This window comes from Pseudomonas sp. IT-P171 (genome assembly GCF_949767765.1).
Taxonomy (GTDB): Bacteria; Pseudomonadota; Gammaproteobacteria; order Pseudomonadales; family Pseudomonadaceae; genus Aquipseudomonas; species Aquipseudomonas fluorescens_B.
Genome location: NZ_CATKQN010000044.1, coordinates 43,643 through 68,447, shown reverse-complemented (window position 1 = coordinate 68,447; position 24,805 = coordinate 43,643). Strand labels below are relative to the sequence as shown.

At 57.3% G+C, this 24,805-nt stretch carries 21 protein-coding genes and 2 pseudogenes; 11 read left to right on the top strand and 12 right to left on the bottom strand.

Going from position 1 to position 24,805, the window contains the following annotated elements; translation table 11 throughout:
* The first annotated feature begins 34 nt into the window (after positions 1-34).
* Positions 35-661 carry an isochorismate family cysteine hydrolase YcaC gene (gene ycaC, locus ACM6I5_RS20215; RefSeq protein WP_008032694.1) on the top strand — a complete coding sequence of 209 codons (627 nt, stop codon included), beginning with the start codon at positions 35-37 and terminating at the stop codon, positions 659-661.
* Positions 662-835: 174 nt separating this feature from the next.
* Here ycaC and ACM6I5_RS20210 read toward each other — a convergent pair whose 3' ends face one another.
* Both ACM6I5_RS20210 and ACM6I5_RS20205 read right to left on the bottom strand, forming a co-directional pair.
* The gene (locus ACM6I5_RS20210) at positions 836-2,272 is read right to left on the bottom strand and encodes a mechanosensitive ion channel family protein (RefSeq protein WP_017337935.1); all 1,437 of its coding nucleotides are present in this window, start codon (positions 2,270-2,272) and stop codon (positions 836-838) included.
* 203 nt (positions 2,273-2,475) lie between these two features.
* Positions 2,476-3,495, bottom strand: coding sequence for an alpha/beta hydrolase (locus tag ACM6I5_RS20205; protein ID WP_414884520.1), 1,020 nt, complete (start codon positions 3,493-3,495; stop codon positions 2,476-2,478).
* A 160-nt stretch (positions 3,496-3,655) separates the two neighbouring features.
* Here ACM6I5_RS20205 and ACM6I5_RS20200 point away from each other — a divergent pair, with 160 nt between their 5' ends.
* Entirely contained in the window at positions 3,656-4,552 is an 897-nt protein-coding gene (locus ACM6I5_RS20200; protein ID WP_017337937.1) for a LysR family transcriptional regulator, read from the top strand.
* Between the two features lie 83 nt (positions 4,553-4,635).
* Here ACM6I5_RS20200 and ACM6I5_RS20195 read toward each other — a convergent pair whose 3' ends face one another.
* From ACM6I5_RS20195 to ACM6I5_RS20185, 3 genes and pseudogenes are all read right to left on the bottom strand, one after another.
* Positions 4,636-5,187, bottom strand: coding sequence for a hypothetical protein (locus ACM6I5_RS20195; RefSeq protein ID WP_414884519.1), 552 nt, complete (start codon positions 5,185-5,187; stop codon positions 4,636-4,638).
* A 149-nt stretch (positions 5,188-5,336) separates the two neighbouring features.
* Positions 5,337-5,630, bottom strand: a pseudogene (locus tag ACM6I5_RS20190) (type II secretion system F family protein); the annotation flags it as partial.
* Positions 5,631-5,660: 30 nt separating this feature from the next.
* Positions 5,661-5,885: pseudogene (locus ACM6I5_RS20185) on the bottom strand (hypothetical protein); the annotation flags it as partial.
* 172 nt (positions 5,886-6,057) lie between these two features.
* Between ACM6I5_RS20185 and ACM6I5_RS20180 the strand changes: the two are divergent.
* The 8 genes from ACM6I5_RS20180 (at position 6,058) to ACM6I5_RS20145 (ending at position 12,906) form a co-directional block, all read left to right on the top strand.
* Positions 6,058-6,864 (top strand): class I SAM-dependent methyltransferase, encoded by an 807-nt coding sequence (locus tag ACM6I5_RS20180; RefSeq protein ID WP_414884518.1) that lies wholly within the window; start codon positions 6,058-6,060, stop codon positions 6,862-6,864.
* Between the two features lie 220 nt (positions 6,865-7,084).
* Positions 7,085-7,753, top strand: coding sequence for an ABC transporter ATP-binding protein (locus ACM6I5_RS20175; protein ID WP_017337972.1), 669 nt, complete (start codon positions 7,085-7,087; stop codon positions 7,751-7,753).
* A 1-nt stretch (position 7,754) separates the two neighbouring features.
* Complete coding sequence (locus ACM6I5_RS20170; RefSeq protein WP_414884716.1) at positions 7,755-10,226, top strand: ABC transporter permease; 2,472 nt, start codon at positions 7,755-7,757, stop codon at positions 10,224-10,226.
* Entirely contained in the window at positions 10,216-11,283 is a 1,068-nt protein-coding gene (locus tag ACM6I5_RS20165; RefSeq protein WP_414884517.1) for a lipocalin-like domain-containing protein, read from the top strand. Before ACM6I5_RS20170 ends, ACM6I5_RS20165 begins: the two co-directional genes overlap by 11 nt.
* 65 nt (positions 11,284-11,348) lie before the next feature.
* Positions 11,349-11,591 carry a hypothetical protein gene (locus tag ACM6I5_RS20160; protein ID WP_017337975.1) on the top strand — a complete coding sequence of 81 codons (243 nt, stop codon included), beginning with the start codon at positions 11,349-11,351 and terminating at the stop codon, positions 11,589-11,591.
* Between the two features lie 11 nt (positions 11,592-11,602).
* The gene (locus ACM6I5_RS20155; protein WP_017337976.1) at positions 11,603-11,776 is read left to right on the top strand and encodes a hypothetical protein; all 174 of its coding nucleotides are present in this window, start codon (positions 11,603-11,605) and stop codon (positions 11,774-11,776) included.
* Positions 11,777-11,862: 86 nt separating this feature from the next.
* On the top strand, positions 11,863-12,447 hold the full coding sequence (locus tag ACM6I5_RS20150; protein WP_414884516.1) for a hypothetical protein: 585 nt from the start codon (positions 11,863-11,865) through the stop codon (positions 12,445-12,447).
* 219 nt (positions 12,448-12,666) lie between these two features.
* Positions 12,667-12,906, top strand: coding sequence for a hypothetical protein (locus ACM6I5_RS20145; RefSeq protein ID WP_414884515.1), 240 nt, complete (start codon positions 12,667-12,669; stop codon positions 12,904-12,906).
* 43 nt (positions 12,907-12,949) lie between these two features.
* Here the strand turns inward: ACM6I5_RS20145 and ACM6I5_RS20140 are convergent, their stop codons facing one another.
* The 4 genes from ACM6I5_RS20140 to ACM6I5_RS20125 all read right to left on the bottom strand — a co-directional run bounded on the left by ACM6I5_RS20140 (position 12,950) and on the right by ACM6I5_RS20125 (position 17,449).
* Complete coding sequence (locus ACM6I5_RS20140; protein ID WP_414884514.1) at positions 12,950-14,023, bottom strand: DUF6708 domain-containing protein; 1,074 nt, start codon at positions 14,021-14,023, stop codon at positions 12,950-12,952.
* Positions 14,020-15,123: a hypothetical protein gene (locus tag ACM6I5_RS20135; RefSeq protein WP_414884513.1), complete on the bottom strand. Its 1,104-nt coding sequence runs from the start codon at positions 15,121-15,123 to the stop codon at positions 14,020-14,022. The genes ACM6I5_RS20140 and ACM6I5_RS20135 overlap by 4 nt, the downstream gene beginning before the upstream one ends.
* Positions 15,124-15,416: 293 nt before the next feature.
* Positions 15,417-16,349, bottom strand: a complete 933-nt coding sequence (locus ACM6I5_RS20130; RefSeq protein WP_414884512.1) for a hypothetical protein — start codon at positions 16,347-16,349, stop codon at positions 15,417-15,419.
* Positions 16,346-17,449, bottom strand: coding sequence for a DUF6708 domain-containing protein (locus tag ACM6I5_RS20125; protein ID WP_414884511.1), 1,104 nt, complete (start codon positions 17,447-17,449; stop codon positions 16,346-16,348). The genes ACM6I5_RS20130 and ACM6I5_RS20125 overlap by 4 nt, the downstream gene beginning before the upstream one ends.
* 615 nt (positions 17,450-18,064) lie before the next feature.
* Between ACM6I5_RS20125 and ACM6I5_RS20120 the strand changes: the two genes are divergently transcribed.
* Positions 18,065-19,240, top strand: coding sequence for a formylglycine-generating enzyme family protein (locus tag ACM6I5_RS20120; protein ID WP_414884510.1), 1,176 nt, complete (start codon positions 18,065-18,067; stop codon positions 19,238-19,240).
* Positions 19,241-19,278: 38 nt separating this feature from the next.
* On the opposite strand, the gene ACM6I5_RS20115 is transcribed toward ACM6I5_RS20120, so the two are convergent.
* The 3 genes from ACM6I5_RS20115 to tssI are packed head-to-tail and all read right to left on the bottom strand — an operon-like array spanning position 19,279 to position 24,711.
* The gene (locus ACM6I5_RS20115) at positions 19,279-21,786 is read right to left on the bottom strand and encodes a LysM peptidoglycan-binding domain-containing protein (RefSeq protein ID WP_414884509.1); all 2,508 of its coding nucleotides are present in this window, start codon (positions 21,784-21,786) and stop codon (positions 19,279-19,281) included.
* Positions 21,787-21,805: 19 nt separating this feature from the next.
* Positions 21,806-22,639: a DUF4123 domain-containing protein gene (locus ACM6I5_RS20110; RefSeq protein WP_414884508.1), complete on the bottom strand. Its 834-nt coding sequence runs from the start codon at positions 22,637-22,639 to the stop codon at positions 21,806-21,808.
* Complete coding sequence (gene tssI / locus ACM6I5_RS20105) at positions 22,636-24,711, bottom strand: type VI secretion system tip protein TssI/VgrG (RefSeq protein WP_414884507.1); 2,076 nt, start codon at positions 24,709-24,711, stop codon at positions 22,636-22,638. The genes ACM6I5_RS20110 and tssI overlap by 4 nt, the downstream gene beginning before the upstream one ends.
* Positions 24,712-24,805: the final 94 nt, after the last annotated feature.

Below are 24,805 nucleotides of genomic sequence, written 5' to 3'. Positions count from 1 at the left end.
CCTGATGTAACACCCATCCATCGAGGAGCTTCACATGAGCAACGTTCCGTACAAACGCCTGAACAAAGACGATGCGGTTGTCCTGTTGGTCGACCATCAGACCGGTCTGATCTCGCTGGTTCAGGACTTCTCGCCGAACGAATTCAAGAACAACGTGTTGGCCCTGGGTGACGTGGCCAAGTTCTTCAAACTGCCGACCATCCTCACCACCAGCTTCGAAAACGGCCCGAACGGCCCGATGGTTCCGGAATTGAAAGAGCAGTTCCCGGACGCACCGTACATCCCGCGTCCAGGCCAGATCAACGCCTGGGACAACGAAGATTTCGTCAAGGCTGTCAAAGCCACTGGCCGCAAGCAACTGATCATCGCCGGTGTGGTGACTGACGTTTGCGTGACCTTCCCGACGCTGTCGGCGCTGGCCGAAGGGTTTGAAGTGTTCGTGGTGACCGACGCTTCGGGCACCTTCAACGAAACCGTGCAACAGGCCGCCTGGGCGCGCATGGCGGCGGCCGGTGCTCAACTGGTCAACTGGTTCTCGGTGGCGTGCGAGCTGCAGGGCGACTGGCGCAACGACATGGAAGGCCTGGCGAACCTGCTGTCGCCGCGCATTCCAAACTACCGCAATCTGATGAACAGCTATTCGGTGCTCACCTCGAAGTAAGCCGACCGGCCATGAAAAATACCCGCCAATGTGCGGGTATTTTTTTTGTCTCAATGAGCCCTTCTGTGGCGAGGGAGCTTGCTCCCGCTTGAGTGCGAAGCACTCATAAACAGGGGCCGCTTCGCAGCCCGGCGGGAGCAAGCTCCCTCGCCACAAAAAGGCCCCTCGATACAGTCAGGCTTGTTGGCGTTTCTGCAGCCAGCTCAGGAATCCGCCTTTCTTGATTTGCACCGGTTTGGCCAGCAACGCCAACCGGCTGTTCTGCTGCCTTACCGCCTGTAACTTGTTCAACGCCCGACCCACTTCAACCCGTTGTTCCATGCAGCTACGGGTCAGGGATTTGTCGATCCGGTAAATGATGCACGAGGTCAGCGTGGTGAACGTCGCCTGTGACGGCGTATCGGTAAGGATGCTCTGTTCGCCCATCACTTCGCTCGGCCCCATGCGACCGGCTTCGGTTTGCCCTGTACCGTCGGGAACGGTGGCGCTGACCACACCCGTGGCAATGACCATCAGACTGTCCGGCACTTCACCCAACGCCAGCACCACCTGACCGGCCGCGTACTGCTGCGCAACCATCGACTGCGCCATCTGATCGCGTTCCTCTTCACTCAAGGAACGGAAAACTTTCACCTCATCCAGCAACGCCCGTGCGCGCGTTGTCGGTTCGATCACGCCGTCGAGCTGACGGGAAATGCCCGCTGCTTCGAGGTGCCGATGGGCCAGGTCGAACAGTTGATTACGCACTTCGCTTTTCTTGCCAAGCTCGGCGATGAAGCCGCTGGCCACGTATTCGGACATGGTTTCGCCGGCCTCTTTCAGCACCGCTTTCGGTGCCGGGTTGAGTAACAACTGGCTGCTGCCCTGAAGCGTACGATCCAGTGCATCCAGGACCCGACGCGGGCGAATGTGGTTGGGCACCTGAATGCTGATCGACACGCCATGCATGTTGTTCGGCCGGCTCAGGTTGACGATTTTCGCCTTGGCCGCCACCGAGTTCGGCACCACCGCCGTACTGCCGGCGCTGGTCAGCATGTGGGTAGCGCGCCAGTCGATGTCGAGCACTTTGCCCTCGACGCCGTCGATCATGATCCAGTCATCCACCTGATACGGCTTGGTGGTGTTGAGCACGATCCCGGAAAACACGTCGCTCAAGGTGCTTTGCAAGGCCAGGCCGACGACGATTGCCACCACCCCGGACGTTGCCAGCAAACCTTTCACCGGCAGTTCCAGCACGTAGCCGGCCGCGGCGACGATGGCGATCAGAAACACCAGTGCGCCGATGACGTCCTGCAGCAAGCGACCGCTGTGACCGATGCGGCGCATCAGCACCAGGCCGATGACTTCGGTGAGCACCCGGGCGGCGTACAACCACCAGAGAATCCCCAGTGCCGTGGCACCCAGTTGCACCACGCGGTCATCTGCAAACAGCGGCGCCTGCAAGGGGCTGACGCCGGCATTGATGATGAGCGCGCTGAACATCACGAACAGGGCCAGGCGCACACCGACCCGTGTGACGCGATGCTTGAACGGCGCGAGGTGCCAGAGCACGGCGTCGATGACCAGCAGCAGGACGCTCCAGGAGAGCAGGTGACCGAGAAGAAGGGACATGGGACAACTCCGGCGGGAATGAGGGTGTTGATCGCAGGCAAACTAATTGTGGCGAGGGAGCTTGCTCCCGCTGGGCGGCGAAGCGGCCCCAAAATCTTCGCAACGATGCAAGTTTTGTGAGTGCTGCGCACTCAAGCGGGAGCAAGCTCCCTCGCCACAAAAACAGCTTCGCCACACATTTTTGTGTGGCGAAGGCTGTGGACTCAGTTCAGATGCGTCTTGAGTTCCAGCGCTGCCTGACGCACAGCCGCTTTCACTTCCGGAATCTGGCTCAGCGGATTGAGCAAACCGAAGTCGTGAATCATCCCGTTGTAGCGCACCGCCGTGACCGGTACCCCGGCTGCGTCGAGGTGGCGGGCATAGGCTTCGCCTTCGTCACGCAACACGTCGAATTCGGCGGTCTGCACCAACGCTGCCGGCAAGCCTTTGAGCTGTTCGGCATTGGCCTGCAACGGTGAGGCATGGATCTGTGCACGCTCGGCCTGGTCGGTGGTGTAGTTGTCCCAGAACCAGTTCATCATGCCTTTGGTCAGGAAGTGGCCCTCGGCAAATTGCTGGTACGAGCCGGTATCGAACTGTGCGTTGGTCACCGGCCACATCAACAGCTGGAAGCGCAGTGCCGGGGCTTTCTGTTCCTTGGCCATCAACGCCACGACTGCCGCCATGTTGCCGCCGACACTGTTGCCGGCTACGGCGAGGCGCTTGCCATCGACGCCGATGTCCTTGCCATGTTCAGCCACCCAGCGGGTCGCGGCATAGGCCTGGTTGATCGCGGTCGGGTAGTGCGCTTCCGGCGACGGCGTGTAATCGACATACACCGCAACGGCGCCGGAGCCGACCACCAGGTCGTGGATCAGACGCTGGTGAGTCGGGTAATCGCCCAACACCCAACCGCCACCGTGGAAGAACATGAACACCGGCAACTCACCTTTGACCTTGGCCGGCCGTACGATTTTCAGGTTGATGGTTTGACCATCGACCTTGATCGCACGATCGCTGACGTCCACACCCGACAGATCAACCTTCACCGAGTTTTGCGCACCGGTGAGCACCGCACGGGCGTCTTTCGGACTCAGTTGCTCGAGCGGCTTGCCACCACCGGCAGCGAGGGCTTCGAGGAAGGCTTGGGTGTTGTGTTCGACGCCGGGGCTGCCAGCGGCAAAAGCGTTGCCGACGGAGAGGGCGAGGAGGGACGCGGTCAGGGCTTTTTTGACGAGGTTCATGAGGAAATCCTTTTTAATTGATTAGAGGTTGGTCACCTAAGGTTCGGGTTGCTGCTGCGCCGGGATCCAGACCTCAGCAACACCGTGGACACAGATTAATGGGATGCCGAAAAGGGAAAAAGCAGCTATAAAGCGTTTAACTGTCAACCAGAGTGTGACAATGAACCCGTTCGAAGATATGCGTATTTTTTGCCAGGTCATGGACTCCGGCAGCTTCACCGCTGCGGCCGATCAGTTGGGACTGTCCAAGCAGTTCGTCAGCCGGCGTTTGATGCAACTGGAAGAGCGCCTCGGCGTAAGGCTGCTTAACCGTTCCACACGACGGCTGGACGTCACGCCGCTGGGCCAGAGTTACTACGAGTCCGCGTTGCGCCTGCTCGGCGAAGTCGAACAGGTCGAGCAGGGCATCGCCGGCCAGACCACTGAACCGCGCGGCACCATTCGCGTGAGTGCGCCGTTGTCGTTTGCGCTGGCGCATCTGGGCTGCCTGCTACCGTTGTTCTTGCAGCGCTATCGCGATGTCACGGTGGAAGTGGACTTGAGCGATCGCCCGGTGGATTTGCTCGGCGAGGGTTACGACCTGGCGTTGCGCATCGGCACCCTCGAAGACTCGACGCTGATCGCCCGACGCATCGCGTCCATCCAGCGGGTGTATTGCGCCAGCCCGGCTTACCTGGCCGAGCGTGGTACGCCGCTCAAACCTGAAGACTTGCACGCGCATGACTGCCTGCCGTACGGCCACGGGCGTCAGGTGCAATGGCGTTTTGAAGGGCAGGGCAAGCCGCTGGCGGTCAATGTCACCGGGCGGATGCGCGTCAATAACGGGGAGTTGCTCAAGGATGCGGCCATTGCCGGGATGGGGGTGACTTACCTGCCGACGTTTATTGTCGGGGCGGCATTGAAGGATGGACGGCTGGTGCCGGTGCTGGATGAGTTTCGCCCGGAGCCGCTGACGTTGTCGGCGGTGTATCCGCAGCATCGCCAGAGTTCGCGACCGGTGCAGGCGTTGGTCGAGTTTTTGCGTGAGCGGCTGGATCAGACCGAGGGTGGTCTGTAGAAGGACGGTTCGCACACTCCCTGTGGGAGCCGGGCATGCCCGGCTCCCACAGGGATTTTTGGTGAACCTTTTCTCAATGGCGGTCAGGACCTTTTGTCATCCCCCGGCTCGCCACCGACATGCACGCCATGGTCATCGCCGATCTCGCCAGCACGATGAACTCCATGGTCATCACCAATTTCACCGGAGCGGTGAACGCCGTGGTCATCGCCAATTTCGCCGGCATGATGAACGCCACGGTTATGGCCAATTTCACCCGCGTGATGAACGCCGTGATCGTCTCCCGGCTCGGCATGGGTGCCATTGCGGCCGGATGAGGCCGTATTGCCAGAGTGTCCCGAACCATGATCACTGCCGCTGTGACCGTTGCCGCTGTTGCCGCCGCTGCCGCTTCCACCATGGCCGCCGCTGTTGCCGCCGCCCCCGCTTCCGCCGTGGCCACCGCCAGAGCCGCCGTGGCCACCGCCACCGCTGCCGCCACCACCGCCACCACCACCACTGCCGCCGCCACCTCCACTCCCGCCGTCCTTGGCCTGTGCGCTCGATACTCCGGACAGGCTGTCCGGAATCAATACGGTCGACGCCGACAAAATTGCGCCAATCGCTACCGCCAGTAAAAGCTTGTTGATGTGCATGTCGTTCTCCGTCTTCTTATTCAGATTGGAGCGTTGATGAACAATGCAACGTGCTGCTCGATTCAGTGGGTGAACACCGCAACGTCCAGATTTATTCAGTTGCACCGTCGACGAGCGATGAGCGGTACAACCCGGTCCTGCCCCCGGGGCTAGTGAATGCTTGAGGCCAGCTCGAAAATCGGGATGTACATCAGGATCACGATGACCCCGATCAGCAGACCGATGAAGGTCATGAGCAAGGGTTCAAACAACCGCACGAACCATTCGATCCAGCGGCTGATTTCTTCGTCGTAGAAATCGGCGCTGCGCTCCATCATCTGCCCGAGGTTGCCGGACTGCTCGCCGGCGCGCAGCAAGCGCAGGGATACCGGAGTGACAAGGTGATTGAGCTCCAGCGCGGCGGACAGCGACTGGCCTTCGCGCACCCGTTCGCAGGCCTGGTCGCGTCAGTGGTAAACGGGCGTCGCCTGGCCCTGGCTGGCGATCGGGATGAAATCCGGAGGGGGTGTCGGGATGTACGAGCGCGGTGGCACGGTGCTCAGGGTCGGCGGAACGGGGTGGGCGAACGGCTGGTTTTCCCCGTAATAGTTGAACTCGCTGCTGTACGCGGACGTGGGTGTCAGGCTGTCTTGCGCGTGAGCACCGGTGGCGGCGGTCAGGCAGAGGGCGAATATCAGCGGCAGATCGGTGTGTTTCATGGCTGCACCTGCGAAATCGGTTTTCCCGCAATTTCCCCAAGGTCATTAACTATAGCTGCCAGACGTGGGCGATGCCTGGCTTACAACATTCCAACAAACGCCACATGGGTTTTTCAAAAACACTGATCTAGACTCGGGTCGGTCTGATAACCCCCGAGTTCTGGAGTGTGCAATGGAAATGCCGACAAAAGAAAACGCCATCGCCAGCAACCGCGATGCCTGGAATGACTCCGCCCGACACCACAAAAACGCTCCTGAATGGCAGTCCCTGTTGAAGGCCGTCACTCAACGGGATTTTTCCTGCATCGACGACACCTTGCGCGGTGTGCTGGAACAGGTCGGCGTCGACGGCAAGGACGTGGTGCAACTGGGCTGCAACAACGGCCGCGAAAGTCTTTCCCTGTTTGCGTTGGGTGCCCGCAGTGTCGTGGGTGTTGACCAGTCCGAGGCCTTTCTCGATCAGGCGCGGGAGCTGGCGTCCCGCTCGCCGCACGCACCTGAATTCATCGAGGCTGACATCCATCATCTGCCAAGCGAACTGCATGACCGGTTCGATGTGGCGCTGATTACCATCGGCGTCTTGAACTGGATGCCGGACATCGGCGAATTCTTCCGCCACGTCGCCCGCACCCTCAAGCCCGGTGGCGCGCTGGTGGTGTACGAAACCCATCCGTTCCTGGAGATGTTCGACCCTGAAGCCGTCGACCCGTATGCCTTGGCCAGTTCATACTTTCGCAGCGAGCCGTTTGTGCAAGACCAGCCGATCGTTTACGAAGGCAAGGTCGAGCAGCAGGCGGCGACGTCCTACTGGTTCGTCCACACGCTGGGCGCGATCTTCACCGGCGCTATCGAGGCGGGGTTGCAGATCAGCCACTTCAAGGAGTATCCGCATTCCAATCGTGAGGAGCTTTATGACCGCTATCAGAAGCGCACGGCGCAATTGCCGTTGTGTTTTTCGTGGGTGGGGGTGAAGTACTGAGGTCAAATCAAAAACACCGCAGTACCTGTGGGAGCGTGGCTTGCCCGCGAATAGGCCGGCCCATTCACTGCAGCTGTAAAGGTCTCCTCCACCGTGCTCAATCCAACCTGATCACGCTCACAAGAGCGTGTCGTTGGCGGAAAAGGACCGAAAACCGCAACGGACAAAACCCGCCCCGGCCCGCTATCCTTTGCCCCACGCTCCTCAATCAGGTTCAACCATGCTTCAGGTCCAAGGCGTCTTCAAAAGCTACGCCACTCCGCAAGGTCCGCTGCCGGTGTTGCAAGGTGTCGACCTGACGCTCAAAGCCGGCAGCAGCCTGGCGTTGATGGGCGAGTCGGGCAGCGGCAAGAGCACCTTGCTGCACCTGATCGCCGGGCTGGACAAGGTCGATCGCGGCAGCATCCGCAGTGGCGTGCATCAGCTGGATCAGATGAATGAAGGGCAGCTGGCGAACTGGCGGCGGACCGAAATCGGTCTGGTGTTCCAGCAGTTCAACCTGATCGGCAGTTTGCGCGTGGAGGACAATCTGGCGTTTCAGGCGCGGCTGGCCGGGCGGCACGACCCGCGTTGGCAGGCGCATCTGGTGCAGCGTCTGGGGTTGGGGGATTTGCTGCGGCGTTATCCGGAGCAGTTGTCCGGCGGTCAACAGCAGCGGGTCGCACTGGGGCGGGCGCTGGCCTCGCAACCCAAACTGCTGCTGGCCGACGAGCCCACCGGCAGCCTCGATGAAGCCACCAGCGATGAAGTGTTGAAGTTGTTGTTGGAGCTGCTCGACGACAGCCCCACGACGTTGTTGATGGTCACTCACAGCCCGAGAGTGGCGGCGCGACTGGCGCAGAAAGTGGTGTTGCACCGTGGTCGCCTGGCTGGCGCGGACGAGCGCTGAAGTGCGGGTTTTTCGCGAAACGATGCGCGCGCTGCTCAGCCATTGGCGGCAGCACCCGGTGCAGTTTTTCAGTGTGCTGATCGGGCTCTGGCTGGCCACCAGCCTGTTGACCGGCGTGCAGGCGCTGAACAGTCAGGCGCGGGAAAGTTATGCGCGGGCCAGTCAATTGATCGGCGGCGAACCCCAGGCCAGCCTCAGTGCCCCGAGTGGTGGGACGTTTCCACAGGCATTGTTTATCGAGCTGCGCCGTGCGGGCTGGCCGGTGTCGCCGGTGTTGCAAGGACGAGTCACGCTCAAGGGCCATGAAGATCAACGCTTGCAGTTGATGGGCATCGAGCCGGTGTCGTTGCCGGCCGGTTCGGCGGTGGCCGGGCGGGCGATGGAGATTGAACAAATTGTCAGGTTCTTCAGCCCGCCGGGCAGTACCTGGATATCGCCGCAGACGTTGCAGGCGTTGGGGCTGCGCGAAGGTGAGCGTCCTTCCAGTTTGAACGGTGTGGCGTTGCCGCCACTGCAAATGCAAGCCGACATGGCCCCCGGTCTGTTGCTGGTGGACATTGGTTTCGCCCAGCAGATTCTGGGGCTGCCGGATCAACTGTCGCGGCTGCTGTTGCCCAAGGATTTCACCGCGACTTCGCCTGATCAATTCAAAGGCCAGCTCCAACTAAAAACCAGCGGCGAAGAGAACAACCTCTCGCGCCTGACCGAAAGCTTTCACCTGAACCTCGATGCCTTGGGTTTTCTCTCCTTTGTCGTTGGCCTGTTCATTGTTCACGCCGCGATCGGGCTGGCGTTGGAGCAACGTCGGGGACTGCTGCGAACCCTGCGCGCCTGTGGGGTCAGTGCTCGAATGCTGATCGTTTGCCTTGCCGTTGAGCTGGGTGGTCTGGCGCTGGTCGGCGGCATCGCAGGCGTCGCCAGCGGCTACCTGCTGGCCAGTGTATTGCTGCCAGACGTCGCCGCCAGTCTGCGCGGGTTGTACGGCGCTGAAGTGGCGGGGCAGTTGAGCCTCAGCCCTGGGTGGTGGCTCAGCGGGGTTGGCCTGAGCCTGCTGGGTGCGATGCTGGCCGGTGCCAACAGCCTGTTGCGGGCGGCACGTTTGCCGTTGCTGGCCCTGGCCGATCCGCAGGCCTGGCATCAGGCCCATGCGCGCTGGTTGCGGCGTCAGGGCTGGGTGGCAGCGATTGCGGGCGTGATCGCACTGCTGGCGTTGATCGTTGGCGACAGCCTGGCCAGTGGATTCCTGCTGATGGCCGCGCTGCTGATCGGCGCGGCGCTGGCGCTGCCGGTGGTACTCGATACGGTGCTGAACCTGGTGCTGCAGCGCAGCCGCTCGGTGCTCGGTCAATGGTTTCTCGCCGATTGCCGTCAGCAATTGCCGGCCCTGAGCCTGGCGTTGATGGCGCTGTTGTTGGCGCTGGCGGCGAACATCGGCGCCGGCAGCATGACCGCCGGTTTTCGCCAGACCTTCAGCGACTGGCTCGAACAACGGCTGACCGCCGAGCTGTACGTGAACCCGCAAAATCCGGCCCAGGCCAGAGAACTGCAGAGCTGGCTCAAACAGCAACCCTCACTCAGCGCGGTGCTGCCCAACTGGCAGGTGTCGATCCAGTTGCAGGGCTGGCCGGCGGACGTTTTTGGCGTGATCGACCACCCGACGTATCGCCAGCACTGGCCGTTGCTGGAAGCCTTGGGCGACAATCCATGGGACCGATTGGCCAAGGACGACGCATTGATGCTCAGCGAGCAACTGGCCCGGCGCCTGAAGGTGCATCTCGGCGACCACCTCACGCTGCCCACGCCGAACGGCCCGTGGTCGCCGCGAATCGTCGGGATCTACGCCGACTACGGCAATCCCAAGGGCCACCTCCTGGTCAACGTCGACCACCTGCTGCGCGGCTGGCCGCAACTGACGCCGAACCGCTTCAACCTGCGCATCGAGCCGCCGCTGATCCCGGCCTTTCTGAAGACATTGCAAACACGTTTCGCCCTGGACGACAGCCGCATCGTCGATCAGGCCCGGCTCAAAGGCTGGTCCACCCAAGTGTTCGAGCGCACCTTCGCCGCTACCGCCGCGCTGAACAGCCTGACCCTTGGTGTCGCGGGCGTGGCGCTGTTCATCAGCCTGCTGACCCAGAGCCAGAGCCGACTCGGGCAACTTGCGCCACTGTGGGCGTTGGGCGTTACCCGCCGACAGTTGATGCTGCTCAACCTCGGACAAACCTGGTTGCTGGCGGTGCTGACGCTGGTGCTGGCGTTGCCGCTGGGCATCGCGCTGGCGTGGTGCCTGGACACGGTGATCAACGTTCAGGCGTTCGGCTGGCGCCTGCCGTTGCGGGTGTTTCCGCTGCAACTGGCGCAGTTGATGGGGCTGGCGGTGCTGGCGACCTTGCTGGCGTCGGCGTGGCCGCTGTACTCGCTGTATCGCTCGCAACCGGCGGACCTGCTAAGGACGTTTGCTCATGAGGATTAAGCTCGGCTTGCTGTTGCTGGCACTTTTTTTGAGTGGTTGCGATGACTCGACGCCGGTCGAAAAAGGCTTCGCCGGCCTCGGTGGTGAAGCGGCCGCGTTTACCCCGGTCGTGCCTGGTCGGGTGTTCAGCTTTCCGGCGGATCACGGACCTCACGATGGTTTTCGCATCGAGTGGTGGTACATCACCGCCAATCTCAAGGACGATCAAGGTCACGAGTTCGGTGTGCAATGGACGCTGTTTCGCAGTGCCTTGAAAGCCACACCCGAAGTGGCAGGTTGGGCTAACCAGACGATCTGGCTGGGCCATGCGGCCGTGACCTCGGCGACGGTGCATCATGCGGCTGAACGCTATGCCCGTGGCGGCGTCGGCCAGGCCGGGGTGAGCGTGCAGCCGTTCAATGCGTGGATCGACGATTGGCGTTTCAGCAGTCAGGGCGCCGATACGCTGGCGGATCTTCAACTCAGCGCCCGTGACAAGCTATTCAGCTACCAACTGCGGCTCACGTCCACGCGTCCGCCGGTGCTGCAAGGGGACAAGGGCTTCAGCCAGAAGTCCGAACAGGGCCAGGCGTCTTACTATTACAGTCAGCCTTTTTTTCAGGCCAGCGGTACGCTGGAGATCGACGGCAAGACCTATCAGGTCAGCGGCCCGGCGTGGCTTGATCGCGAGTGGAGCAGCCAGCCGCTGACCGCGAACCAGAGCGGTTGGGACTGGTTCTCCCTGCATTTGGACAGCGGCGAACAAGTCATGCTGTACCGCATGCGGCAGAAGAACGGCGAGCCATATCTCACCGGCACCTGGATCGACGCCCAGGGCCAGACTCAGTTGCTGCACGCCACCGACATCCGCCTCACCCCGCAAGACACCGCCACCGTCGCCGGGCGCTCAATGCCCGTGCGCTGGTCGATCACCATCCCCGCCAGACACCTCGACATCACCATTGACGCGCTCAACCCCAATGCCTGGATGGATTTGCGCATTCCGTACTGGGAAGGCCCCGTACGCCTCAGCGGCAGTCACGGAGGGCAGGGCTATCTGGAAATGACCGGCTATTAAGTCGGAACTCTCAGCAGCGCGTCGGCCTCCTAATTCAAGAATGCCCGCGTTCCCAGGAGCCCGTCATGAGCGACGACCTCAAACCACCCGACCTTGCAGCATGGCAGCGCCTGTTTGAAGACAAGGCCTACTGGCAGCAATCCCCCGACGCCCATTACGCCGAGCTGCTGCGTGTGGCCGACGATTTGCTGGGGCAGGGCGCCATCGACCTCGACCAGTGGCAAGCCCTGAAGGCCAAGGCCGATCAATCCCACAAAGACTCGCCTGCCGTGAACGTCGCCCACGAGGTCGACGACCCCGACGCCTGAGGAGAACCAACGTGAACCGCCAATCGCCTGACACCTCGGAACACCCCGACGAACCGCGTCCACCCGGAGAAGTCGAGCGCGACAACGACGCCCTGCGACCCACCGATCCCACTCGCCGCAAGGACAGCGGCAAAGGCACCGAAAGCGGCGAATCCACCGCGCAAGAAACGGCGGACAATCGCTGAACAGCGTCTATGCTCAGTGGCACGGACGGCGCTGAGCTTTGGTTCAGAGTCGTCCGCTGCCATTCATTACAGGGAACGTACCGCATATGAAACTTCATGCACTGACCAAGGCCATCACTCTCGCCACCGTGCTGTCCGCCGCCAGTTTCAGCGCCGTGGCTGCGGATATCCCGCTGTCCGTCGCCGTGGAAGCCGACCAGGTTACGACCAAAGTCCTGGCCGTTGACGCCGCCAAACATCAGGTTGTCCTTGAAGGTGCCGAAGGTCGGCAGGTTCATGTCCAGCTCACCGACAAGGCCAAGAATTTGGGCAACCTGAAGGTCGGGGATCAGGTCAAGATCGAAGTCACCCGCTCGGTGGCGGCCTACCTCGATACCGATGTCGACAAAGGGCTGCCTGGCTCCATCGAGCACACCGGCGAAATCCGCGCGACAAAAGACAATCCCAACCCGGGCGGTGAAGCGTTCCGTCAGGTCCAGGTGCAGCTGAAAATCACTGGCATCGACCTGAAGAAAAACCAGGTGACTTTCGAAAACCCGGCGGGCCAGTCGAAAACCGTCAACGTCGAGAATCCTGAAGTGCAGAAAAAACTGAAGGACTTGAAAGTAGGGCAAAGCGTTGTCGTGACTTACACCGATGTATTGAAAGTGACCACCCAACACGAAAGTTGAGTATTGACTCTATAGTGCCGATTGTTCGTGTATAACTTTTTTGTACAAGAATAATCGGTTTTATGGCCTAACCAGTGAGTTTTGTGGGTGTATGTAAGTCATATTTGGAATGACATTTAATCGTTGTTCGATAAATTTCATGTTATATGCGCGGACATATTCAAAGAGTTCTACTAAAATACTTTCCGTTCGCCCAGTGGCAGGGCTCTTTACCGGTGCATGGATTGCCAAGGCCATTACACTGGGCGAACACCTTCTTCAGGTGTGCTGATCCGTTGGCAGAAAAGACTGTTCCGTCAACTGGCCTGGCGCTTCTCCCGCAAGCACTGCGCCGGCCCGAAAGACTCGTTTGAGCGTTTGCCGTTCCGCTACCTCAAACACACCTCCAAGCTGATCCGCAAACTTGGTAACTCCGACCTTGCGCCGCGTCGTCATTGGTTGTTGGAGGCGAGGGTATAAAAAACGCACGATCAATGAGATCGTCCGATTTTTTTTTGGGGTTTTATTCGGGGTTTATCCTGGTTTCGAAATACGCACTAAAGCCCTTACCTTGGGTGAAGGCTTGTTCAATCCTGGCGCTTTGTATATTCAACTCAGCACTTGGCTTCACCCATTGCTCGGGTGGCAAGGGCCTGGACCAGTCTGAAACCGAGTCAGGCAGGCTTTTCATGCTGAAGCCATGATCCCACTCGGCAACCCAGTACGGGAATCGCCACCAAGTGATTGCATGCGAAAAATACCACCAGCCAACACCTGGCACCGAGCGCTCGTTGTGCCGGTACTCCTCGTGCATATCGGCCCGTTCTTGATCGAAAGTATGGCGACCCTCGTAAGGCGCCTTGCCGGGGCAGTATTGCGGCCCCTTTTCCATATAGATGCGGATCGCTTCCCACGTACCCAACCCATGGATAGGTGTCGCCACACCTCGATTCACAAAGTGGACTTTATCGGCCTTAGGGTCGTCGAAGGCCATGCCGAAGGTGTAAGTGCTCATCGTGCCTACGCCGGTTGAGCCCGTGCTGACGGAGAGCCAGGAGACCAGTTCTTCCCATGGCTGGATGACGGGTTCGTCGGAGTTGTGGGGGAAGAAACAGACTTCGCGGCGTTGGCGGTTGAAGCGGATGGGGCGGGTGCGGGATTTGGTGAGTGTGGAGCTGATCACAACATACAGTCCTAAAACTGCTGCTCCTGCTGCTCCCCAAGCACCGATGACAGCGCCAGTGGGGAAAAACTCTATGAAAATGTAGATAAATGTTCGGCCGTAGGGATCTCCAATACTCATCAAGCCGGCGATGGAAGGTCCTACTATCAAACTAACAATCAGCAAGAGCATTCCACTCGCGATCATAACCCTGGCTTGAAAAGCCTTATTGAAGTTGCTACTGCCCACATCGAGATAAGTATCGTTGACCTCAAGAAAGCTTCCATCCAAGTCCATTGGCGTCTGCCCGGTAGGAATGGGTAAGGGTGAAAAGAACACTGCCTCGCCAGTGGCAAACCGTCGGGACTCACCAGCGACAGGACGCTGATTGCTCTGGTCCCGCCAATCACCGGGCTGTTTGATCTCTGCGCTCATAATGCCGAACTACCTGCGGACTCTTTTGCATCGGTTTTACTTAAGTTTGCGTTGAAGTACGTCATGAAATTCTGTCCTTGAGCAAAGGCTTTTTCGATCTTCGCGCTTTGTTCTTCTAAAGCTCGGCTTGGCTTCGCCCACTGCTCAGGCGGAAGAGGTTTAGACCACTCAGCGATGGATTCAGGTAGAGATTTCATGCTGAAACGGTGGTCCCATTCCGCTACCCAGTACGGAAAACGCCACCAGGTGATCAGGTGTGTCAGGTACCACCAACCAACTCCTAAAGCGGAACGTTCGTTGTGCTGGTATTCCTCGTGCATGTCTTGTCGTTCTTTATCGAAGGTGTGGCGACCCTCGTACGGTGCTTTGCCAGGGCAAAACTCCGGTCCTTTTTCCATATAGACACGTATGGCTTCCCATTTGCCTAGTCCATGAACAGGCGTCATGACCTCCTGTGTAAGAAAGTGCACCGTATCGGCCTTGGGATTATCTAGGGCCATGCCAAAGGTGTAGCTACTGATTACTCCTACTCCAGTGAATCCGGTGCTGACTGAGATCCACGCAACCGTGTCTTCCCAAGGCTGGATCACGGCTTCGTCGGAGCCATTCGGGAAGAAACAGACCTCTCGGCGTTGACGGTTAAATCGGATGGGTCTGGCGCGGGCTTTGTTCCTTGTGGTGCTGATAATCGCGTACAGGCCAATCAGCGCTGCTCCCCCTCCACACCAGAGCGCTAGTGATATTCCGAACTCAAAAAAATCGTTGAAGTAAAACCAGAAGCTTCTGCCGAATGGGTTTATGAATGCTGCGAAGCCCATCAATGTTGGGAGAACAAATAGACAAACGATAACTACGACTGTCGGGAGTGACACAGCTAATCGTGCTTGGAAAGACTTGGTGAGATTGCTGCTACCCAAGTCCAGATAGGTGTCGTTGACTTCAACAAAACTACCGCCGAGATCCATTGGGATTTGCCCGGTAGGAACTGGTAGAGGAGAGAGGAACAATGCTTCGCCAGTGGGAAAACGACGAGTTTCCCCTGTGACAGGGCGCTGCTGTCGAATATCGAACTCGTCGTACTGCGGAGAGGTAGGTGTCATTCTGGATTACCATAAGGTGGGTTCGGCCTAGGACGCGCCCACGGCAGCCTCTTTATCCGTTTCGGCAAATTTTACCTTGAAGTAATCCAACAGGTTCTGCCCTTTGGAGAAGGCCTTCCGGATTTCAGCGCTCTCCTTGAGCAACGCTTCGCTCGGCTTAGCGTGTTGCTCGGCGGGGATAGGTTTTGACCATTCCAGGACTTCCTTAGGGAAGGCGGCTTTGGGGCGGCCTTCGTAGGGGGCTTTGCCAGGGCAGAACTCTGGACCTGCACCTCATAAGGAACTATTTGTCTCTACTTCTCAATATCAACCAATCTCGTGGTAGGGCCATCTGACTGCAAACGCTCCAGCACGACCGTGGGCCACCGATTACGAGACTTACGTTTTGCAATGTTATGGGTGAATTCCTGAATCCAATGGGTAGGATAGAACATTATGTGTCCTAGAAGCATGAGCGCGTCCATACCACTGAGATAGTTTTTCCCATTTGTTGCAGTTTTTTTGTCCGCGATGGTTTTTCGCCAATGAGCAAGAAAGCTTGATGGTTTCGTGTTTAGGTTTAGTTGGCTTTTCACAAAATTATCTGATTCGCTGTAATTGCCTCGCTCGTCAAACCATGGCCCGTTGTTCATATAGGCGCGTATGTATTCCCAAAATCCTTTTTGCATATCCAGGGTTTTACCTATAGGTGATCCGAGGCTAATCATTAATGAATTACCAGGGTCGCGAAAACGATTAAGCATTATTTCTAAAGATGTGTTTCCAATGCCGCCAGTATAGGGTCCGACAATTTGAAACTCGCATGCCATCGCTTGAATTCCATCCCATGGAGAATGAAACAGTTCGCCTTCTTTTTCAAAGTAGACTTCACGAGTGCGACGATTGAATAGAACGGGTAGAGGAAGAGGTCGACAAATTTCAAATAAGAAAGGAATTACAAACATAGGAGTCGCAATGGCGAGAGACAAAGCTACCAGCGCCCATTCACCTTCCATCGTCATCCATATTGACAGAAGCAGGCCAAGCGGAGATGCGATGCCTGCAAGCATGCCTGTCATAGCACCCCGTTCAGCATCGCCGCTCATTTTCAATGTGAGATAATTTTCGGTGTGCTCATCGGTAATGAATAGCTCTAAAGGAGCCTTGCCTGTTGGCTGATCTGCACTAAGAACTGTCCGGACAGTTGCATGGTCGAGTCCACCGGACTGTTTGATATCTACGTTCATAATACCGAACTATCTGTTGACTCTTTTGCCTCGGTTTTGCTGAGGTTGGCTTTGAAGTACGTCATGAAATCTTGCCCCTGAGCAAAGGCCTTTTCGATCTTGGCGCTTTGCTCTTTCAAAGCTTGGCTTGGCTTGGCCCACTGGTCAGTCGGTAAAGATTTTGACCACTCTGCAATGGATTCCGGTAGAGATTTCATGCTGAAACGATGGTCCCATTCCGCTACCCAGTACGGAAAACGCCACCAGGTGATCAGGTGCGTCAGGTACCACCAACCAACTCCTAAAGCGGAGCGTTCGTTGTGCTGGTATTCCTCGTGCATGTCTTGTCGTTTTTTATCGAAGGTGTGGCGACCCTCGTAGGGTGCTTTGCCAGGGCAAAACTCCGGACCTTTTTCCATGTAGACACGTATGGCTTCCCACTTACCCAAGCCATGAGCAGGAGTCATTACCCCTTGTCTAACAAAGTGCACTACGTCCGTTTTGGAGTCGTCGAACGCCATACCAAAGGTATAGGCGCTTGTCACTCCCACTCCAGTAACTCCTGTACTGATTGAGAGCCAAGATACTGTCTCTTCCCATGGTTGAATGACGGGGACGTCGGAACCTTCGGGGAAGAAACAGATTTCACGCCGTTGGCGGTTGAATCGAATAGGGCGGGTGCGGGACTTCGCTCTGGTAGTGCTCAAGATAACGTAAGTACCCAGGAGCGCCGCTATTCCTCCCCCCCAAATACTAAAGGTTACACCGAAATGGAACATGCCTGCCGTTCTGTCCCAAAAGGACTCGGAAAATGGATTTCCCCAAGTAGTAGATCCTGCAAGCAAAGGCAGAACAATCAGGCATGAGAAAATGAACATCATACCGAGCCCAGTCATTGCCCTAGCTTGGAAAGCCTTGCCGAAATTACTACTGCCTACGTCAAGGAATGTGTCATTCACCTCAACAAAGCTTCCGCCAAAATCCATGGGGATTTGCCCGGTGGGCACAGGCAGTGGCGACAAAAATAGAGCCTCTCCAGTGGCAAAATGACGGGTTTCACCAGCGACAGGGCGCTGCTGTCGAATATCGAACTCGTCGTACTGCGGAGAGGTAGGTGTCATTCAGGATTACCATAAGGTGGGTTTGGACTAGGGCACGCCCACGGCAGCCTCTTTATCCGTTTCGGCAAATTTTACCTTGAAGTAATCCAACAGGTTCTGCCCTTTGGAGAAGGCCTTCCGGATTTCAGCGCTCTCCTTGAGCAACGCTTCGCTCGGCTTAGCGTGTTGCTCGGCGGGGATAGGTTTTGACCATTCCAGGACTTCCTTAGGGAAGGCGGCTTTTGTAGTGGTCTAATGAAACCGGACACCCATTTAAGCGAGATGCTTCGAAACTGAAAGGAAAAATGACTTTGTAGAACTCGATCATAGAGGTTTTGTAGTTGTTGGACCAATTAGCAGGAGCGACCCCAAATTTTGTGCCTTTCACCCATTTTTCCAATGGGGTGTCCTGAGTGTAGAGTCGTGCAAATACCCCCCCCACTATCAAAATGGTCACTCCCAACGCCTTAAAGGCTAGATGGGGGGCTTGACTGACTCCTCGGCCAATCGCTGCAGCGTCACCAAGAATGACCGCAGCTCGTGCTGCCCGAACAGCTCTGAATGTCTGAACATAAATGGCCAGATTCGCCCCCCATGCTGCGCTCAAACCTGCGCTGATTCCATGCCAAAACCCGATTGGCCAGACCGCGCCTGCAAGCCACGCTTGACGCATCTGCGTTGCGTCACCCAAGCGCAGCCAAAATTCTCGTCAGCCTGGCAAATACCGAGATATTGAAAGGCTTTGTGCGGGACTTTGTTGTGCGGGCAGGGGATGTTAATGTTCGGCCTTTGTCGCATTTTATAAGGATATTTCCAGTGCTACGTCAGCTCGTACTTGCCCTGCCAGCCATGATGTTTTTAGTCGGTTGCGAGGCGGAATCCGGCCCTTTGCCTACCAGCAAGAGTCTTGCACCAGAGAAAGTTTCCACCATCGCGGCCACCATTGCGAAGAAGTACCCTGATCTTTCCAGCGAACTGCGCGGCAAGGTGCTCAACACCGTCGTGCAGTCCATCGACAATATGGTTTTTGTCGAGGGTGGACAGTTTGATATGGGGGACTTTGGCTGGATTTGTGAGTACGACGAAAAGGATGTGTGTACCTGGCCTTGTGGGCAAGATCCTGAGCAGATGTGTAACATTAGTCCTGATGGTGATGATGATTTCGTACACCCGGTAAAGCTGAGTGGTTACTACTTGTCGAAACTTCAGACTACGCTTGAACAGTTTGATCTGTTTTTTGTCGCGAACGGAAAGCCTTTGTTTGACACTAAATATCGGAATAGAGAAGATCTAAAAGACACACTTTATAATCCAACGCTACCTGCTCCCACTCAAAGCTGGCAGGAGGCCAAAGATTACTGCCAGTGGATTGGAAAACTAAGTGGTTACCCCGTGGACCTTCCCACTGAGGCCCAGTGGGAGTATGCAGCCCGCAGTCGAGGCGAACATGTGCTGTTTCCGACCGATACTGGGAGTCTAAGTTATGGGAAAAATTTTCCAATGGAGTCTGAAACAGCCACTTTTTCTGTAAAACGTTTCACACCCAACCCTTTGGGCCTCTACGATATGTCAGGCAATGCTACTGATTGGGTCAACGATTGGTATGGCAAAGATTATTATCAGCACTCTCCATTAGAAAACCCAAAAGGACCAGACACCGGTACTAAAAGAATAAAAAGGGGATCAAATTATTCTGAGGCGCCTTTGTTTGCCGCCCCTATAGTCCGCCGTTGGGCTGAAGAACCAATTCAAGATGGTCACTATCAAGGTAACAGTTTTCGATGCGCCATTCAGTCGGATCAGCCGCTTTAGAGCAGCGAAACCGTGGGGGCGCCTATTGGCGCCCCTCATTAAGCTAAACCGTCAAATAAACTGCTCCGTTTTGCTGCAATTAAGACATTTTCTTTACGCCATGGAAGGCCCGGAGTCCACGCAAGCATCCCTTCCGACCGCATAGAAGAATCACTATTGATTGCCAACGAACCGATAAACCGGTTGAACTCACGTTGTTCACCACCATCGAGCAGAGCATTGATACGATTCAAACTATCCATTGCCTTAGTTTTGCTGCCGCTTTTCGAACAGTGTTCCAGTACCTCAATGAAATGCCTCCAACTGCGTAAATGGGATAGCAATAGAACAACAGCTTTTTCCTGATCTTCAGCCCAGCTTTCTACGAAGCTTTCCGTTAACAGGTACAGCATTGGCCCAATGGTTTCTGGCGGCAGCATATTTAACGGGATTTTTTTGCCATTCAAATCTATCGAATGGTTACTGAGCAAGTAGGTCGCTAGGTTTTTAGCTTCTAGAAGGGTTGCTTCCCGCATCTCCCACCAAGAGTTCATCTTGATAAGACCATTCGAAAATGCTTTGCCCGCTACTTCTCCAGGATGCGTTGCAATTCTAAACAGCCCCCTGGCCATATAATCGAAGGCTTCTTCGGTCACCGCTAGCTGATAGTGAAAGTCCGCCTTAGACAACGCACTGCAAAACACATACGCCAGATTTCCTACCTGCTCTATATCGACCGCTGTACCAAAACCACCGCCTGCACCCGGACCGAATACCAGACTGGCTTTGCAGTTAATCTCCAACCGATCACTACGAATTACTATTCCAAAATCAAACCCAGCCCCCACACCAAGCGCCACATTCCCTTCAGCTTTAATCTCAACCAGACTCGCCCAGTCTGTGCTGCCACTATCATTCGCCTGGCCCGCGACAATTTTGCCGCCCCCTTGCTTGGCCGGATCAAGCCACTTCAACGTTCCGGTCACTGTGCCGCCACTTTGTACGCCAGCAAACGCGTTGCCCTTCACACCAAGGCTACCCCCGCGTTTTTTATCCACTGCCATGCTTGGCGTACTGAGCAACGCCGTCGCGCCAGAAGCTTCAACCTCTTTAGGTTTGTATTGTGCTTTTGCGCCTGCCTGACCTTGTGCCGTCGCACCGACGAAACACGACAGCTCCACTTTTCCGTCAAGGCGGAAAATGCCGATGTCACTCACCACTTCTTTGCCTTCGGCATTGCGGTAAGGCATCCGCACCACGTAACCGCCCTGATCGGGGAAGAAACTCTTGAGCGCAACAGAGCCTTCCGCCAGCGAGATCGCTGCACTGCCTTTCACGCCCACTTCGATGTTACCTTTGCCGGGCTCCCAGCTGTTGATGCCGGCGCTGGCGGTGGCGGCGAAACGGAAGGCGTGGGCTTCGGCGGAGACGGCGTATTTCGCGGAGTCTGCCTGATTGGAAGTCCAGGAGCATTCTTTATGCAGGGCATTAAGCAGGTTGTCGTCTTTGCTCGTCCAGCTCGTAAACTTGGCTTCAAGACTACCAAGGGGGCTGGTTTTTCGGCTTTCATTGACGGCGGACTTGATGTCCTTGAACAGCTCTTTAGACAGGTTTTTATCGAGAGGCTTGCCCTGCATTACCTTCGTGCTGACCTTCACTTTCCAGTCAAGTTGTTCCCGGTAACTCATCGGTATGTAGTGCCGGCGACTTGGGTCGCTGAACGAGATGACTTCGATAACGGTAATGCCTGTTTTTACTTGTCGACCTTTTTGGCTTTCGGTGGTTTTTCCCTTGCCATGCTTGATGTCCGGCGCAGCGCTATTGGCACTGGTGGAACTGTCGCCGGCTTCGGCCTTTCCTTGCGCTGCGATCTTGGTTCGCAGGGATTCAATCTCGGCGTTCAATTCGAGTACTTTTTTGGCTTGCAGCTGTTTCCAGTTGCTCTCTAAATAGTTGCCCCCAAGCGAAACCTTCGGCGTATAACGCTGATACCAATCACGTGCCTGCTGCACTGTTGCCAACTGACCTTGCAAGTCTTCTTTGCGCGTAACCGCCTTTGCGGTCGCTTTTTCCGGCGGTGGCTCTGATCGCTGCACCAACCCGGCATCTTCAGCCTTGGCGTTCCAGGCGTCTTTGACACATCGCGAGCAGGCGCAACTGGTCTGAGGATTTGATGCCTTGGTGCATTTACTCGCTTGGGTGGCTTTGGCCAGGTTCTGGTGCAGCTCGTCCATAAGTTTCTTGACGAGGTCAGTCTGCGTTTTGAGTGCGTTTGACTCTTTTTCCGTCAGAACATAAAAAGTGTCTTCACCGGTGATATGCACCACGTCCACCAGTTCGTCCTTGCATTGAGCTTCGCCCTTGACACTGGTGGTGCTCTGGTTGTCCGCATGCTTGGGCGGCGGCAACATTTTAGTGGCTGGTAACTGCAGCACCCAACCGGCTTTGATGTGGTTGGGGTCGGTAATAATGGGGTTAAGTGCCCGTAGATCCGCCACAGAGCATTTGTTTGCGCTGGCAATATTGCCGAGGATATCGCCGCTTTTGACGGTATAGGTGTTGCTCATTGCTCATCGTCCTTGTGATTCAGAGGCTTTCCAGCTGAGTCAATTTTTCACCCAGCGCCACGTCGTTACGAGCCAGAAGTTCTGCATCCGGGGCAGTCGCCCAAAAGGAATCTCCACGGCTTATGGCGAGGCGTAGCCAGCGTTCCTGATCTGCCATTTGTTGGTAGCCCGCTTGTTGTCCGGCCAGCAATTGACGATATACAAACTCGACAGTGTCTTGGGCAGGTAACACTTCGCGATAGTCTTCGGCAAAGCGTGCTGCAATGACCTTCAATCGACCTCGCTCAATCGACTCTTCGCGCTCCGGACTCAGGTACAGCCAAGCGGGCGGTTGCAGTGCGGCCGCTGGGCTCTGGGGCGCCCTGGCGTAGTACCGCCAGCCCATTTCGTTACGCCAGGCCATGCCGGTGAATGGCCCAATAAACTGGTTGCGCTCAGTTTCATTAAGGCTGCGCAGCAAGGGCTCTAACCATCGTGGATCGAAAAACCGCATCATCTGTTGCGGCGTGTCGTCGGTGCGCACAGTGAGCAGGCTTCGCCAATGTTCAACCCCGTTGTCCAAGTCTTGCTCGTTGCTCAGCCAGGCCACACAGCCGGCATCGGACTGCTCCAGCAGGGCACTGGCATACGCCGTTGATTCGCCTTTTGCAGGGCACACGACAACGTAAGGTCCAGCAGGTTGAAGTTCGGCATATGGCGTATTGAGGAACAGTGGAGTACACCGAGGGCGCGATTGTTCGTCACCTTGAAACAGACGCGCCAGCAAATCCGCATCAAAGCTGCCATCCAGAATCAGACACAGGGTGCCCGGGGACGGAGGTCGTTCGAACGGCGAAGGAATAGAATCGATCATGCTGATTTACCCGGCTGGTGAATGGGGCAATGGCCGGAAGCATCGAGGTGGCACGAAGGGGTAGGTAGTAGCACTCCCGTTTTTGCTTGCGCTTTATACGAAGCCAGGGAAGGCGCAACGACCTGCCCAGCCTTATCCGCATCCGCCTGCTTCAACACCCCCGGCAACAACGGCGCCGCTCCCGTTCCGCTGCCCGGCCCTCCACCGGAGTTCATGTTGATCACCGGCCCGCTCAGGGTCACGCCGCCCGCATCGATCTTGATGAAGCTGCCGCCACCAATGAGTGTCAATTCGCTCCCGGCCTCAAGCACCACTTTCATGCCGCTGCTCAGGTGGATTTCCTGGCCCGCATCGATGAATTGCCCGGTGCCGATCTTGATGTGCTGATTCACGCCCACGGTCAGGTGGTCGTTGGCGCGGGCTTCGACTTTGCGGTCTTCATAAACGGTGTGGTGTTCTTCAGCCTTGAATTCGCTGTAGCTGTTTTTCTCGACGGTGTCGTGGCGTTCGTTGCCGACGCGGATTTTCTGGTCGTGTTCGACGTTTTCGTCCCAGTCGCGCTGGGCGTGGAGGAAGATCTGTTCCTGGCCTTTCTTGTCTTCGATGCGCAGTTCGTTGAAGCCTGCGCCGCCCGGTGAGCTGAGGGTTTTGAAGGTGGTGCGGGTCTTGTTCGCCGGCAGGGCGTACGGGACGACGTTTTCCTTGTGGTACAGGCAGCCGCTGATCAGCGGCTGGTCGGGGTCGCCTTCAAGGAAAGTGACGAGCACTTCCATGCCGATCCGTGGGATGGCGATGCCGCCGTAGTGTGCGCCGGCCCAGGCAGAGGAGACGCGCAGCCAGCAGCTGGTCTTGTCGTCGGCCTGACCTTCGCGGTCCCAGTGGAATTGCACTTTGACGCGGCCGTACTGGTCGCAGTGGATCTCTTCACCTTTGGGGCCGGTGACCACCGCACTCTGGCTGCCGAGGATGCGCGGTTTTTTCTGCGTCAGCGGTGGGCGATTCGGCACGTCCCACGGCGTGGCCTGGAAGCGGTTGCGATAACCCTGGTGGAAATCGTCTTTCAGGTTGGTGGTGCTGCTGGTGACCGACTCTTCCAGCACTTGCGGCTGTTTGCCTTCGTGCAGGACTTCGGTCAGCAGCCACAGGTCGTTCCATTTGGCTTTCGGGTGTTGGGTCAGGGCCAGGAAGTGGCCGCTGACCAGCAACGGCTGATCGCTTTTGCCTTCGGCCAGCTGGAAGTCGCTGCGGTGGCGTTCGAGGGCGCGTTTGGCCAGGTGCTTGCCGCGTTCGCGGTCGATGAAACGACCGGGATAGTCGTAGTCTTCGAGATCGGGCAGGGCGTCGCCGCGGTTTTCACTTTCGAGGGTGATGCGCGGTTTTTCGAAGTCGTAGTCGCGGCGGGTGATGCGGCTGGTGCGGGTTTCCAGGCGCAGGTCGAAGCGTTTGATCACCGGGTCGTTGGCGACCATGCCGGAGTCTTGCTGATAGGCCACCGGCGCGAGTTTCGGGAACACCGTCTGGTCATCGCCGAACACCAGTTTGTGGGCTGTGGCGCTGTGCTGGAAGTGGTAGTGGATACCTTCTTCCTCGCACAGGCGCTGGATGAACTGCAGGTCCGATTCATCGTACTGAACGCAGTAGATGCGTTCAGGATAAATCGCCCCGACCTTGAATGCGTAGGCATTGCTCTGGATGCCATGTTCTTCGAGGACCTGGCCGATGATTTTCGGCACCGTGAGGTTCTGGAAGATGCGCTGGTTGATGCGATGCGCCAGGTAGGACAGTTGCGGGCGCAGGGTCACCGCGTAGCGGGTCAGGCGCTTGCCGGAATCCCCCTGGGCGGCGCGATAGATCTGGCCATGAATGCCGCTGCCGTCGGGCGAGAGCTGCAAAAAGGCCGGTTTGTGCAGCAGGGTCTCGAGGTCCAGGGACGGCTTTTCGCTGACCAGTTCCACCTCAAACACAAACGGCTGGCTGATGGCTTCCCGACCTTGCAGGGACAGGACCTGGAAGTCGTTGGAAAGACCTTCGATGGTCAGGGCAAAGTGAGTCTGATTGGCCGGCGCGAACATCCCTTGTTCCTCGTGTGCACTGCGGCGTTCGTCGACCGCAAGGCGGATCAACGCACGCGAAATTCTGGAGGGGCGTAAACAACATCGACCAGCA

Coding starts and splice junctions, on each gene's coding strand:
- ACM6I5_RS20150 (WP_414884516.1), top strand. CDS start 11,863: ATGAAACTTCATGCACTGACCAAGGCCATCACTCTCGCCACCGTGCTG.
- ACM6I5_RS20180 (WP_414884518.1), top strand. CDS start 6,058: ATGGAAATGCCGACAAAAGAAAACGCCATCGCCAGCAACCGCGATGCC.
- ycaC (WP_008032694.1), top strand. CDS start 35: ATGAGCAACGTTCCGTACAAACGCCTGAACAAAGACGATGCGGTTGTC.
- ACM6I5_RS20140 (WP_414884514.1), bottom strand. CDS start 14,023: ATGAGCGCAGAGATCAAACAGCCCGGTGATTGGCGGGACCAGAGCAAT.
- ACM6I5_RS20125 (WP_414884511.1), bottom strand. CDS start 17,449: ATGACACCTACCTCTCCGCAGTACGACGAGTTCGATATTCGACAGCAG.
- ACM6I5_RS20210 (WP_017337935.1), bottom strand. CDS start 2,272: ATGTCCCTTCTTCTCGGTCACCTGCTCTCCTGGAGCGTCCTGCTGCTG.
- ACM6I5_RS20195 (WP_414884519.1), bottom strand. CDS start 5,187: ATGCACATCAACAAGCTTTTACTGGCGGTAGCGATTGGCGCAATTTTG.
- ACM6I5_RS20200 (WP_017337937.1), top strand. CDS start 3,656: ATGAACCCGTTCGAAGATATGCGTATTTTTTGCCAGGTCATGGACTCC.
- ACM6I5_RS20135 (WP_414884513.1), bottom strand. CDS start 15,123: ATGACACCTACCTCTCCGCAGTACGACGAGTTCGATATTCGACAGCAG.
- ACM6I5_RS20160 (WP_017337975.1), top strand. CDS start 11,349: ATGAGCGACGACCTCAAACCACCCGACCTTGCAGCATGGCAGCGCCTG.
- ACM6I5_RS20115 (WP_414884509.1), bottom strand. CDS start 21,786: ATGAGCAACACCTATACCGTCAAAAGCGGCGATATCCTCGGCAATATT.
- ACM6I5_RS20205 (WP_414884520.1), bottom strand. CDS start 3,495: ATGAACCTCGTCAAAAAAGCCCTGACCGCGTCCCTCCTCGCCCTCTCC.
- tssI (WP_414884507.1), bottom strand. CDS start 24,711: ATGTTCGCGCCGGCCAATCAGACTCACTTTGCCCTGACCATCGAAGGT.
- ACM6I5_RS20165 (WP_414884517.1), top strand. CDS start 10,216: ATGAGGATTAAGCTCGGCTTGCTGTTGCTGGCACTTTTTTTGAGTGGT.
- ACM6I5_RS20175 (WP_017337972.1), top strand. CDS start 7,085: ATGCTTCAGGTCCAAGGCGTCTTCAAAAGCTACGCCACTCCGCAAGGT.
- ACM6I5_RS20130 (WP_414884512.1), bottom strand. CDS start 16,349: ATGAACGTAGATATCAAACAGTCCGGTGGACTCGACCATGCAACTGTC.
- ACM6I5_RS20110 (WP_414884508.1), bottom strand. CDS start 22,639: ATGATCGATTCTATTCCTTCGCCGTTCGAACGACCTCCGTCCCCGGGC.
- ACM6I5_RS20145 (WP_414884515.1), top strand. CDS start 12,667: ATGGATTGCCAAGGCCATTACACTGGGCGAACACCTTCTTCAGGTGTG.